Here is a 13,612-nt window from a genome sequence, read left to right as displayed (position 1 = left end):
GAATAACTATTTTCTCAGATCTGAAATGTGCTTCTCTAAATCTGAAATACTTTGGTTAAGAGCGTTTAATTTCTCTTTTTCTTCATAGATCAATTGATCGTAATACATAGCTTTTTCAAAATTGCAACCAGAACTACCGGACAACTTTTTATACTTTTCAAGCTGTTCTTTCAATTCTTTCCGTCTATCCTTCTTTAATACCAAAGCTTCTTTTAATTTAGCAAAAGCAACCTCATCTTCGGAGGACAACGATAACAAAATCTTTTCTTCGTTTTCCGATACATTATTTTTCAAATTGTTTAATAATTTTTCTCTGGCCCCTCGTTCCGACTTCGAGAAACAATCGATTTTCACCAATCGAACCGTCAATGCCTCAAGCACCGATTTAATTTCAGAACAATCAACTCCTCCCGACAACATCATCTGTACTTTTTGTACTTCCGCGTCGAATTCGCATTGTTTTTCGGCTCGCAGAGCTTCTTTTTCCCGATCTTTTTCTTGTCTAAGCTTTTCTTCCGAAAGTTCAGCCTCTTCAATCAAGGAATAACAATTCCTCAATTTTTCTCTCAGAGAAACAACATCCGAATGCACAAGGTCCAGTTTTCGCATCCATTTCGAAACATTCCCTAATTCGGTCCTACAATCATTTAAGGAAAGTGCACTCGAAAGAAAATTCTCTCGAATTATACCTAATCTCTCTTCTACTAAACGAGTATTCTCACCCGAAGCCTGTCTTTCACCGATACGCTCTTGTTTGATTTCTTTCTCAAACTCACGCAGTTTATCCCAACATTGACTCAACGACCCTCTTACTTCCGAAAAACACGATGTATTTAAAGTTAATTCTTTAGCTAAATTTTGTAACAATCGAATTTCATTTTTTAAAACGAAAAGATTTTTCTTAATCTTATCTCTTGAAAATCCGGTATTAAAATGATCTTCTGCAAAACGAATGATATCACTCTTAAAGGATTCACTGACGGCGGTAATTAAATCCCGTCGTTTCGGGAAAATGAGATCTCCTACAACGGATAATCGTTGAAAGAATCTATTCCTCAGCTTGATCCTCATATCGGTTTTGATTAATTCCTTTCTCAAATTAACCAACCGTGATACGAAAATATTCAACCAAGATAGATCGACATAAATGTCGGAATAATAGAGCCTTTCTTTGTCCTTCAAAGAAGAGATCTCATTAACGATAGCAAGAACGAATTTATCTCTAGAATCACAGAAGTCGTTATGAGAATTAAAAAACTCACCCACATCCTTCTCTAAATGAGCAACGGCAATCTCAATCTGCTCGCAAACGAATGCCGTTTCTTCATCCATAAAAGCTTTTAATTTTCTAGCCTCGGTATTCAAATCAATATAAGTTTTCCAAAAACAATTACGTGCAAGCCCGGATAGATCTTTAAATAAAGGCAGACAATATTTTTTAAGTCCCCAGAAAACACGAATATCAATTCTCAAGTCGTTACTCAAAACTTGTTGCATGAATTTTAAACACTCACGCACCCTATCTTCGATATCGGTTAAAGAATTCAGACATTGCAACATACTCTCAATTGAAGAGTTTTCCATATTATCTACGTTCAATTGAGGGACTACTTCTTTCATACTGGAAACAACTCTGAAATCGGGTAAAAAAGGCAAACTAAGTTGACAAAAAAAAACGAAAATCACAATTGTAAGGCTCTCTGGAGTTTTCCGTCAAACAGTTTGAATGTCTTTGGTCTTGTTAAAATGCAATCGGTTTATTGATTTCGATTTTATCGTCGTTTTCTACAAGAGGTTTTATGAGTAGAATTTCTTTTTTCGAAGCATTGAATTTATTCAAGTACGCATCTTTGGAAGATTTAAGAGTGTTAGCCGCAAGAACCCGCGAATTTTTGAATCCCGGTAACCGGGTTTTTTTTATCGTCGACGCCAATCCGAATTACACTAATATCTGTACCGTTCACTGTAGATTTTGTGCTTTTCACAGAAACGTGACTCATCCGGAAGCCTATCTTCTGACTATCGACGAATTGAGAGAAAAATTAATCACTTACCGCGATGCAGGGGTCAGAACCGTTTTATTACAAGGGGGAATACATCCTAAAGTATCCTTCGATTATTTAAAATCCATTTTAGAAATGACCGTTAATGAATTTCCCGAATTGCACCCCCACTATTTTTCGGCAATTGAAATTTCTTCGGCAGCGACCGTTTCAGGAATTTCCGTCAAGCAAGCGCTCTCAATACTCAAAGATTGCGGACAAACGACGATCCCGGGAGGAGGAGCTGAAATCTTATCAGAAAAAGTAAGGTTAAAGATTTCGCCCAAAAAAATGAAGCTTAACGGATGGATTGATTTTCATAAGCAAGCACATAAATTAGGCTTTCTGACAACCGCTACCATGATGTTCGGACATTTAGAAACTGCGGAAGACGTGATTATACATCTGGACACTCTCAGACAATCACAAGATGAAACTTCCGGATTTTCCGCATTCATACCTTGGAGTTATAAATCTCCGAATACACCCATGAAAAAATTAGTTTCCCAAAAATCTTCCGCCGATTTTTATTATCGGATCCTAGCGATATCTCGAATCTATCTCGATAATTTTCCTCACATAGCAGCCTCTTGGTTCGGTGAGGGGAAAGAAGTAGGCAAACGAGGATTGCATTACGGAGCCGATGATTTTGGCGGCACTATTCTTAACGAAAGTGTCCATAAATCAGCCGAATGGGATCTCACCGCTTCCAAAGAAGAAATCATACAAATGATCGAAACGGAAGGATTCGTTCCTATCGAAAGAAATTCTTTTTATCGACCCGTTTTGACAACATCGGCACTTCAAGAACAAAGATGATAATCCATGGCTATAAAATCAGCTATAGCCGCAATGTCCATTAAAGACCCGTCCAAGGGTCTGAATAACGTATGTTTCTTAAACCAAGTAAGCTGTCTTTTTATGTAAGACCTACTAGCCTTTATGAATTTTTCCATAGCCGCTTTATAATCATCATCGGTACCTTCGGTCGACAAAAAATCAATCCACTGTCTATATCCTATCGCCTTCTCTGCAGAAACGTTAGTTTTAATCCCCATGGAAAGTAAGTTTTTTACTTCATCTAACAAACCCTCTTGCATCATACGCCGACATCGTACTTCGATTCGTCTATATAATTCCTCTTTCGGCAACGTTAAACACCATGCTCTATAGTTATATTCCGCATCGTTTTCAAGAGACAAATGTCTTCGGTGATCACTCACTTTCATTTTGGTAAGCGTAATGATTTCAAAAGCCCTTATAATCTTATGACGATCATTAACCGTAATAGTATTTGCGTAATCAGGATCGATTTCTTTCAAGCGCCGATACATCTCCTGACATCCGTTTTGAAACAATTCTTGTTCCAACTCCTTACGTAACATGTAATTCGCCGGAGGACCTGTAGGAGGGCCGGAAATAAATATGTGAAAATAAAAACCGGAGCCTCCAACCACTATAGGAACTCTTCCTCGATTCAAAATCGCTCGACAAGCCTGTCTGGCTTCATAGTAAAAATCGACAACATTGAATGGGTCCGCTACATGTCTTACGTCAATCAAATGATGAGGAATACGCTGACGCTCATTCAAAGAGACTTTAGCGGTTCCTATATTCATGCCCTGATACACTTGCATGGCATCCGCAGATATAATTTCACCGTTCAATAGCTCTGCCAATCTTAAAGAAACATCCGTTTTACCGACACCCGTGGGACCTGCAAGAAGGATAACGGTATTTCGAAACAATCGAAGAAAATTCTTATTCAAACTTAATTCCGTCTGCAATAGGCCTTCGGCTGTCTGACTCGAACTTAAAGTATTCACGTTTATATAAATCGACCGTAACATTCTTGTTCGTGTTCGCAAATCGTTAACGCTTTGTCAAAACCGGAAATCCTTAAAACATCGGCTACTTGTCCCGTCGCTTCGCATAAGCAAATCGAGCCACTGAAAGAAGACAACTTGGTATTGAGAGACAATAACAAACGAATCCCAGCGCTACTTAAATAGCTTAGATGTTGCATATTAATAACGAATTTATATATCTCCTTCTCAACTAAAACCTGAAACCGTTCATCCAAATCGAAAACAGACGTCGCATCCAGTCGACCGCTCAACTTACAAACCGCAACGTCTTCGTATACTTCAATCGTCGTGTCCATCGATCAACTCCTTTAAAAGATCGCAAATATTCCGAGTCATTATTTATGATCCGAATAAAACTTACAACCACACACATGCACGCAAAATTATTTGATCGCATTCTAGCCAAGGGCCCTCAATACGGGATTTTAAAAAGTTTTTTATATATAATTTCAAGTTGCGCATTATCGACAATCGTATTTGTCTTCATCTTTTCCGATTTATTTTTTCTCAAAAAAGGACCTTTAGTTAAAAATTTGTTCCTTATATATCAAAGTCCTGCCGAAGAAATCTCTCCGAGCTTTTTTTTTCATTTATTGAATCTCCGTTCGAGCGATCCTCAACATATTCGTATGTTCAACACCCACGATGCTAATGAAAAACTATTATCCACGGGTTTGTTTTCTTACGTAAAAACAAAGAAAAATTTCGATACCGGAGCCGTCATTATTGAATACTCCCTAAAAACTCCTTTGGCAATCCTAGGTAATAGAACATTTCGATTTATAGATTCCTCCGGAGAGGTTTTCCCGGCACTGCCTCAATTTTCATCCAAAAGACTGCCTAAGATTTTTTTTCCGGAAACCGAAAACTCTTTCCCTAAAATCGAATCACAACTCTTACGTATGGCAAAAGAATTAATCAAGGATTTCGGACATGAGGAACTCGTGACCGTCGATTTAACAACTGCTCACGAATATCCCTACGAAATCGTGCTTACTTTGAAAAACAATCAAGTCGTTAGATTAACGACAACGGATATGCAAAGTAAAATCAAGGCCTATCGCACTCTTCATAAATATTTGGAAAAATCATTGCCGACCGATATTCCCTTGGTTTACGATCTACGATTTTCAAAATCATCGCTCATCTCACGTAATCAGCCGAAAGATCCATAGAAAGATATTGACAATCGATCTTTCAAGTCGTCTCTTCTAGGTGAACTACGTTGACTTTTTAAGTAGTCTAGGTATAATCCCATGCATAAAAAACATCGGTATTTAGAGACCCAGCAGTTATAGTGGGTTGTACTAACTTTCCGAATCAATCTAGGTGTTTTTATGGAAGAATTTGTAGCTTATATAGTAAAAAATTTAGTATCGAATCCCAATGCAGTCGAAATTCGATCTTTGACAGAAGATGAGACCATAAAATTGGAAATTCGAGTCGCTCCCGATGATGTAGGTAAAGTAATCGGTAGAAGAGGCAATACGATTCATGCATTGAGAACGATTGTACGTCGTATTTCTTCTCGAGTTAAGAAAAAGGTCGAAATCGATCTCATTCAACCTGAAAATGCACACTTAGAAGAAGAAAACGATCCGACCGAAGGATCTTGCCTTCAAAAGTATGCTCGAGAAGATTTTGAAGAAGAGGAAGAAATTGCAGCATCGAAATTGGAAGGTTGCTGTCAAGAGCACTCTCATTGAGTACCGAATTTTCGGTAGCTCTTAAAGCGATTGAATTCTTTGAGCCCAATCGCTTTTTTTAACTCGCGTCTGTCGAAGAGTGTTTGTTCAAAAGGCGATTTTTATAAAGCCCTCCTATCACCAATGACTCGCATACTTTCTTAATATCAAAGCCGACTGATCTTAGAGCTTGGGGGAAAGCGCTGTGTTTTGTCATACCCGGAATCGTGTTAACTTCAGACAACCACCAATCGTTGGTCCGTTGATCGAAAAAGAAATCAATTCGACATCCACCGAAGCAATTTATGGCATTATAACATTTTTCTGCCAATACACTCCCCTTATCCAGTACTTCTTGAGGAATATTTAACTCGAACACGGCTTTTACTTCCTGACAGTCTCCGAATCCGTATTTATTGTTGTAACCAATAAAATTTCCTCCTCCAGCTCTTTCTGAAGGGCCCGCTTTAACCAAAAAACCGCTTTTAAAATCACCTAAGAACGAAAATTCCATTTCTTTACAACCAAGCCGGCTTTCTTCAATAAATACGTGAAAATCGTATTCAAAAGCTTTGAGAAGCATTTTTTCCAATTCCCGGATATCGTTTATAAGGAAAATACCGATGCTTGATCCTAAATGAACCGTCTTTAAAACAACGGGAAAAGTAAAAGAATCTGTAATCTCTGTTAAAATCTTATCGGGATCAAATAGCCATTGGGTATACGTAAAATCATAATAAGGAACAACAGGAATACCTACTCCCGATGCTAATCTTTTCGTTAACAACTTATCCATCGACACAGCTGCCGAACGACAATCAGGCCCTGTATAAGGTTTGTTGATGAACTCAAAAAATCCCTGTAACTTACCGTCTTCCGAATAAGGACCGTGTAAAATAGGAACCATACAATCGCAATTATTAATAGCAGACATTATCGCCGGCGATCCGAAAGATTCTCCCCTTCCGATCGGAACGGTCTCATAAGAAACATCCTTTAAAAAGTCTTCGGCATTCAAAAGCCATCTTCCCTGCTTATCAATACCGAAACAAGCAATCTCATAACAATCATTATTCTCTAACCCATTGTATACGTTTCTTGCGGACATTAAAGAAACCGTATGCTCACAAGATCGCCCTCCAAAAATAAGACCGAGTTTTAATTTCTTAGGTTGAAAGACAACCAATTCATTGTGAACGGCATTAACATCGCCTGCACCTAAAGTAATACAGACATCGTGTTGCATCAAGACGGTTTTCAAAAATTCATCCAATCGTTCACGAGTTACATAATGTACTTCTTCCAAAAAAACCCGAGACAATCGTTCGGCTAATATTTGACCGGAAACCCCTTGTATTTCTTCCTCTCCTGCTGCATATATATCCGTCACAACAACAACATCAGCATGAGAAAATACTGCGAGATAATCATCCATGACCTCTTTCACTCGACTATACCGATGAGGTTGACAAACCGCTACTATTCTACGATTACCGACTGCCGTTCTTAATGCTTTCAAAGATGCAAGAATTTCTCTAGGATGATGTGCATAATCGTCAATCAATACTAAAGAAGAATCTTCTCTTCTTCGTTCAAAACGTCGTTTAACCGTTCCGAAACCCGATAAAGCTCGTCTGATGGATTCTTCTTGAACGCCTAAATGTAAAGATAATCCAAAAACTGCAGCGGCATTTAAAATATTATGCCTCCCTGACATAAACAGCTCAACATCACGATAAATCTTCCCTTCAAAGATAAAATCAAAACAAGATTTCCATCCGTTTTGTTTCCAATCAAGAATACGCAAATTACAATCTTTGGAAAAACCGAATGACACACCGGCATTAATGTCTATCGAAGCCAAACCGGAATCATCACCGCAATAAAATAACAAAGACGGATCTTGTACCTTAAGCATAAACTCTTGAAAAACAGTTTTTAAAGACTCGATATTCGCATAATTGGAGATATGCTCAGAACAATCCAAATTAGTTATGATGGCAGCATCCGGATGATAATTCCTAATTGAACCGTCACTTTCATCGGCTTCCGCAATAAAAATACGACCGGAACCTTTCTTTCCGTTCAATTCTTCATAAAGACCACCCAAAACAAAAGAAGGATCTTTTCCGGCCTTTTTAAAAACGGAGATCAACATCGCGGTCGTTGTCGTTTTTCCATGACTACCTGAAACTAACACTCGGATATTATGTTTCATTAACTTCATTAGCAACTCGGAACGATGCAAAAGCGTATATTTTTTTTCTATTGCCGTTCGATATTCTTCGTTAACCAAGGGTATCGCAGAACCATAAACGACAACGCTATTTTCGGGAATATTATCTCCATCATGTTTTCCGTAACATTTCGCTCCTTTATCAATCAAATGAGAGAAGCTTTCAACCAAATCGCTACCGGAAACCGAGCACTCTTGATCCAAAAGAATATGAGCCAGAGCGCTCATTCCGATACCGCTTATTCCTATAAAATGATAGTTCGTCATTTAAATCCGTAGCCCATGATCGAAAAAGATAATAAGAATTAATAAATAGCTCATCATTATCAATAAAGGTAAGGAAAAAACGCAATCACAAACACTTCTCAATAAGAAAAAGTAAAAAATGTTTTAAATCAGGATTTCGTTTGAAAAAGCAAGCGATCTATAAATTCAGTAAAAGGTTCGATTTTTAAAGATTCTCGATAACGACGTAAACACAGTTTCTCGAAATGAAGAGATTTTTTACAAATGACATTCGATAAATATTCAATTAAATCTTCGGCATGCAATAAATGTTGTTCAAAAAACATTCCTCCTTTAATCACGTTCGTAAAAAAATCAGCATTTTTCTTTTGATGGGCATAAGCGCCCGGATAAGGAATCAATACTGCAGGCAATTCGTTTTTGATAAGATCCTGAAGAGTTCCCGAACCCGCTCGACATATTGCGATATCGGCGATACGCATGACCGCATCCATGTCATTTTCAAAAGCCTTTACGACAAAAGGAATGTTCATGCGTGAATACGAAGCACATGCTTCTTGAATAAGATGATCAGAGTGACCAATCAAATGAATCACTTGAAAATGAGAGTTTCTTTTCCGCATTTCGAAAACGACCTTAAACATAAGTCGATTAATCCATTCCGATCCGGATGAACCGCCGAACACCAAAATAGTAAAACGATCTTTTTCCAGATTTTCATAATCATCCGATAATTTTCGTTTGGGAGGCGTAGTCATATTGGAACAGGTATAAACGGCTTGAGCAGGAACTTTAAAATTACGACGACATTCGGGAAAAACAATACCGATACCCTTAGAGAATCGACCCATAATTCGATTCACTTGTCCCGGTACAATATTCTGTTCATGTAAAATTAAAGGTATACGAAACAAGGCACCGATTATCAAAGCCGGAAAACTATGATAACTGCCGAAACCCAAGATAACATCCGGTCGAAATTTTCTAATAAATCGCATGACGGACCAACAACCTGATGATAGAGCCAAACATGTTTTTGCAAGAGACCAAACGTTTTTCGAGTTAAATGTTCCGGAAGAAATTTCTCTGAAAAAATATTTTTCGGAATTGAAAAATCGATTCGATAGCAATCCTTTGCCTAAAAAATAAATATCCCAATCGTTATTTAAAAGCTCATCGGCAGTTTCTTGAGCCGGTTTTATATGTCCGACTGTCCCACCTACTGAAATAATTGCCCTTTTTTTCATAACAATAAACCTTTAACAACAAGAAAACTCCCCAGATATTGGCAACTAAAGAAGATCCTCCTTGGCTGAAAAACGGCAAATTCACTCCTTTGCTGGGCAATAACCCAGAGACTACCGCGAAATTTAAAAAAGCCTGAAAAGATACTAAAAAAGTAATTGCCGTGGCTAAACAAGCGCCTCTTACACTCGAAGCTCTATCGGCAATAGCAAAACCGGAATAGATAAAAAACATATAGAGCAAAATCAAACACAAAACACCTATAAATCCGAACTCTTCAGCATAAATGGCAACGATATAATCGTTTTGAGCTTCCGGTAAATAAGTCAATTTCTGAAGACTAGCTCCAGGCCCCTTACCGAAAATCTTTCCCGAACCTGCAGCAATTTTGGCTTGATAAGGTTGATGGCCTTTGCCCTTGATATCAAGCTCCGGATGCAAGTAAACATGCACTCTTCCTCGAACATAAGGCAAGTTATAAGCCATGGCTCCTCCTAATAAAAACACAAGGGATAAAGGTAATAACCAAAATCTTAGTTTTATTCTATTAACGAAGAATAAAGGCACAAGAGACGAACAAATGACGGCAGCAGTCCCATTGTCCGGCTCTACCGTAATCAAAAAAATCGGAATAAATAAAATCACGAGTAATTTTAAAAAAAAGAAAAAAGAAATCGCATCCGAAGAACGAGACGTTATTTTTTCAATATACATCATCGGTACTAAGTATTTCATGAATTCGGAGGGTTGTATTGTAAACGAACCGACACCAATCCATCTTCGAGCACCGTTACGAGCTATTCCTACATTCGGAATAAAAACGACTCCAAGCAAGACAACGAAAAACCAGAAAAAAAGAGGAGATATCCGCAATACGTCTTCATAACCGATTTTCCATATCAGAAAACCGAAAAACAACCCCATGAAAGCATACGTCAGTTGTTTAAATAACATACGATGAGTCCCGCAACTAAGAGACTTATCGAGAACCTCGGCGGAAGACGTTTCGAAAACCATAACCAATCCAAGAGAAAAGATCCCCAGCAGACAAACTATTAGGAATAACTTCATACGACACTTCTTATCCCAGCTTAATTATGGGCTTATTATTTACCTGACACGAAGTTGATCACCCGGTTTTAAATATCTGGCTTTATACTCATCCAAATCGTTTAACTTCAAAAGATCGTCCAATTTCATTTTGTGTCTTAAGGCAATAGTCCACGGACTGTCTCCTTCTTTCACGACGTAATATTCGTTATCACTTAAGCTCTGCTTAATAATACGATCTCTTAAGCCGGCATCGGATTCGGAAGCAACGGGAACCTTCAATACCTGACCTATTTTTAATTGAGTGGAAGGTAAACGATTCACTTTGACAATTTCGGAAACGGTCGTATGATTTGCTCTGGCAATACGTTCTAAAAAATCACCTTTTTTAACAACAATTTCTATGTAATCCTTTTCGTCGCTGAAAGAAGTTTTGTTCGAAACACCTGAAACATCGTTTTTTTTCTCTAAAACAGTCAGCCTTTCATCTTGTACCGTAACCGATTGCTTATTCTCGTTAGAGGATATCGCAACAGAAGACAATTTTCCACTTGCGACTAAAGGAGAAACCTCAGGTTCTATAAATCGTTTAATCAATGCTTGACTTTCTTCGGAAGAAACCGTAATCGAATCCAAATCAACAATTTGTTCTCGAGACTTTAAATCCTCTTTCGAAGACCGGCTTTTATGTTCGGACCGAACGGCTGTTATTAAAAGAACCAATAACAAACCTACGTTAACAGTAACGGCTACAATAATAGTGTCTCTTCGATTCATATTTCTTCTCCCTTCAATCCAAAAATCAATTTCTTAAACACTTTTCCTCTCTCTTCATAATTCGCGAATTGATCAAAACTGGCACAACCCGGAGAAAATAAAACCGTATCTCCCGGCATCATCAAATTTTTGATAACATCAATAGCGTCGGTAAGAGCCGGCACCTTTATTAAATCACAATATTCCTTTAAAATCGTTTCGATTTCATCAGCAGATTCTCCTATAACCAAAACAGTCCTTACCCTAGACTTCAAATAAGGTCTCAACAAAGAAAAATCTCCGCCTTTATTTTTACCTCCCAAGATTAAAATTTGAGGCGTATTTACAGAAAGAACGGCTTTTTGTACGGAATCGACGGTAGTTGATTTACTGTCGTTGATAAACGTGATGCCATATTTCTGCAAAACGGGTTCCAATCTATGCTCCGGTTTCACAAACGTACAAACAGCTTCCGTTAAAGAAGTTTCGGAAATTCGAGTAATATGCTTGGCCAACTTATAGCCTACCGCATAATTCTCCAAATCATGAGGATATAAAGAATCCGTTAACTTTTCTTCGGCTTCCAATATATCTAAAAATTCCTCTACGCACTCGGCAACGGACACTTCCGAAGCGAGCATAGGGACACCCTTCCCAACGTACAAATCACCGTGAGGAAGAATATAATTCCGTATTTTCGTTTTAGCTTCGATATATCGCTCCATAGAGCCGTGATAATCCAAGTGATTTTTCGACAAATTCAATACGGCAGCCGCAGATAAAAACGGAATGTTTTCCATAAAATGGCTTATTTGAAAAGAACTCATTTCCAAAACGAAACATGAAATGTCCGGATAATCGCAAACATTCAGAAAAGGGGTCCCTATATTACCTGCAGATAAAGTCTTTACTCCACAGATATTCAATAAATGCTCGATAAATAATACCGTTGTCGTTTTCCCGTTCGTACCGGTAACTCCTAAACAATGAGTTAACGGATATTTCAGACGCCTATGCTTAAAAGCCATCTCAAATTCGGTAGTAATCGGTATTTTTTTAAAAATAGCCTGTTGAATCCATAGATGATTGTCTTTTATACCGGGTGAACGAACAATTACCACTACGTCTTCCGGAATGTCTTGATCATCACGGAGAACGTCCAAGCATCCGTCTTTGCATTGTAAAGCCGATAAAACTTCATTGCTCGAGTCGATGCATAACGGTCTTTCACCACGAAAAACCAAATAACGCAGAACAGATTGTCCGGATTTGCCTAGACCTAAAATAGCGATTTTATTTTGCTTCATACATACCTAAAAACCGACTATCAATCCCAAAAAACATAATAACATGCTAAAACCCCAAAAACAAAAAACGACCCTTTTTTCGGACCATCCCAGATATTCAAAATGATGATGCAGAGGCGAACAAAGAAAAATTCGTTTTCTTCTCCATTTACAAGAACAAACCTGTATAATCACAGATAAGGCCTCGGCAACGAATACACCTCCGATAATAGCCAAAAATAATTCCCTCCGCAAAACAACGGCAATGAAACCTAACAAATTTCCTAACATTAATGATCCAGTATCTCCCATGAACAAGCGGGCTGGATAATGATTGAATATCAAAAAACCAAAACATCCACCTAAAACGGCTGCTGAGAAAACCGCAAGTTCGATAGCATTTACGGTTTCAACGCAAGAATATGTTCCTCCGAACTTCATATTACCGATTACCCACGTCGTAAATAAAAAATATCCGATAACCGGAATAGCCGTTCCTATTGCCAACCCATCCAAACCGTCCGTTAAGTTAACGGCATTGGAAGAACCTATCATGACAAACATAATTAATAAAAAGGCACATATCTTACCTAGACTTCCTTGAATATTCAAAGGAGTCTTTCGAAAAGGCACATATAAACCGGAAGAGGCAGGAACGTAATCTCCGTTTACCGATCCTAAATAAGAACTGCTTTCTTGCTGGGAACCGAAAATGGAAAATAACGTAAAAAATGCAACGGAACCAGCAATTACGGCTTGACCCAGAACTTTCTTTTTAGCGGAAAGCCCGTGGGATTTCTTGCGTTTTAATTTCAAAAAATCATCTCTGAATCCCAACAAAGCAGAAGATAAAATAACAAAGATCAACATCCGATTTATAGGATTCGAAAAGTCGCCGCAAAACAGTAGAGTCGTCAAGAATACGACAGCCATAAGAATACCACCCATAGTCGGGGTATCATTCTTATTTTTATGTAAATCCGTGAGAATCTCACAATATTCTTTTTCGACTTTGTCTCCGATCTTAAAACTCTTCAGCAATCTTATAGTTTTTTTTCCGAAAAACGAAATCGTTAAAAAAGCGAACGTAAATGCAGAGAATACACGTATAATGTTTATCGTATGTTCCGAAATGAAAACCGATTGGGAATCGATAATCCAACGAATGAATGATAAAAGCATATTTCCGATGCCCTAA

At 38.0% G+C, this 13,612-nt stretch carries 12 protein-coding genes; 3 read left to right on the top strand and 9 right to left on the bottom strand.

What is annotated here, in order from left to right; genetic code table 11:
- Window positions 1-6: 6 nt before the first annotated feature.
- On the bottom strand, window positions 7-1,620 hold the full coding sequence (locus RSA43_04180; GenBank protein MEG2496473.1) for a hypothetical protein: 1,614 nt from the start codon (window positions 1,618-1,620) through the stop codon (window positions 7-9).
- A gap of 179 nt (window positions 1,621-1,799) precedes the next feature.
- Between RSA43_04180 and RSA43_04175 the strand changes: the two genes are divergently transcribed.
- Entirely contained in the window at window positions 1,800-2,861 is a 1,062-nt protein-coding gene (locus tag RSA43_04175) for a CofH family radical SAM protein (GenBank protein ID MEG2496472.1), read from the top strand.
- Here RSA43_04175 and miaA read toward each other — a convergent pair.
- Both miaA and RSA43_04165 read right to left on the bottom strand, forming a co-directional pair.
- A complete protein-coding gene (gene miaA / locus RSA43_04170) occupies window positions 2,846-3,868 on the bottom strand; it encodes a tRNA (adenosine(37)-N6)-dimethylallyltransferase MiaA (GenBank protein ID MEG2496471.1) in 1,023 nt (340 codons plus the stop codon). The genes RSA43_04175 and miaA overlap by 16 nt on opposite strands.
- Before the next feature lie 2 nt (window positions 3,869-3,870).
- A complete protein-coding gene (locus RSA43_04165; GenBank protein ID MEG2496470.1) occupies window positions 3,871-4,206 on the bottom strand; it encodes an STAS domain-containing protein in 336 nt (111 codons plus the stop codon).
- Between the two features lie 45 nt (window positions 4,207-4,251).
- Here RSA43_04165 and RSA43_04160 point away from each other — a divergent pair, with 45 nt between their 5' ends.
- Window positions 4,252-5,085: a cell division protein FtsQ/DivIB gene (locus RSA43_04160; protein ID MEG2496469.1), complete on the top strand. Its 834-nt coding sequence runs from the start codon at window positions 4,252-4,254 to the stop codon at window positions 5,083-5,085.
- Between the two features lie 162 nt (window positions 5,086-5,247).
- Window positions 5,248-5,616, top strand: a complete 369-nt coding sequence (locus RSA43_04155; protein ID MEG2496468.1) for a KH domain-containing protein — start codon at window positions 5,248-5,250, stop codon at window positions 5,614-5,616.
- 58 nt (window positions 5,617-5,674) lie between these two features.
- On the opposite strand, the gene murC is transcribed toward RSA43_04155, so the two are convergent.
- From murC to mraY, 6 genes are all read right to left on the bottom strand, one after another.
- Window positions 5,675-8,098 carry a UDP-N-acetylmuramate--L-alanine ligase gene (gene murC / locus RSA43_04150; GenBank protein MEG2496467.1) on the bottom strand — a complete coding sequence of 808 codons (2,424 nt, stop codon included), beginning with the start codon at window positions 8,096-8,098 and terminating at the stop codon, window positions 5,675-5,677.
- Window positions 8,099-8,226: 128 nt separating this feature from the next.
- The gene (locus RSA43_04145) at window positions 8,227-9,324 is read right to left on the bottom strand and encodes a UDP-N-acetylglucosamine--N-acetylmuramyl-(pentapeptide) pyrophosphoryl-undecaprenol N-acetylglucosamine transferase (protein MEG2496466.1); all 1,098 of its coding nucleotides are present in this window, start codon (window positions 9,322-9,324) and stop codon (window positions 8,227-8,229) included.
- The gene (gene ftsW, locus RSA43_04140) at window positions 9,251-10,393 is read right to left on the bottom strand and encodes a putative lipid II flippase FtsW (GenBank protein MEG2496465.1); all 1,143 of its coding nucleotides are present in this window, start codon (window positions 10,391-10,393) and stop codon (window positions 9,251-9,253) included. The genes RSA43_04145 and ftsW overlap by 74 nt, the downstream gene beginning before the upstream one ends.
- A 39-nt stretch (window positions 10,394-10,432) precedes the next feature.
- Window positions 10,433-11,149 carry a LysM peptidoglycan-binding domain-containing protein gene (locus RSA43_04135; GenBank protein MEG2496464.1) on the bottom strand — a complete coding sequence of 239 codons (717 nt, stop codon included), beginning with the start codon at window positions 11,147-11,149 and terminating at the stop codon, window positions 10,433-10,435.
- Entirely contained in the window at window positions 11,146-12,435 is a 1,290-nt protein-coding gene (murD, locus tag RSA43_04130) for a UDP-N-acetylmuramoyl-L-alanine--D-glutamate ligase (protein ID MEG2496463.1), read from the bottom strand. Before murD ends, RSA43_04135 begins: the two co-directional genes overlap by 4 nt.
- Window positions 12,436-12,441: 6 nt before the next feature.
- Window positions 12,442-13,596 (bottom strand): phospho-N-acetylmuramoyl-pentapeptide-transferase, encoded by a 1,155-nt coding sequence (mraY, locus tag RSA43_04125; GenBank protein ID MEG2496462.1) that lies wholly within the window; start codon window positions 13,594-13,596, stop codon window positions 12,442-12,444.
- Between the last annotated feature and the right edge of the window lie 16 nt (window positions 13,597-13,612).

Source organism: Victivallaceae bacterium (assembly GCA_036659455.1).
In the GTDB taxonomy this organism is placed as follows: domain Bacteria; phylum Chlamydiota; class Chlamydiia; order Chlamydiales; family Chlamydiaceae; genus JAVXCN01.
Note: the sequence above shows the minus strand (reverse complement) of the source record. Positions and strands in the feature narration are given on the sequence as shown.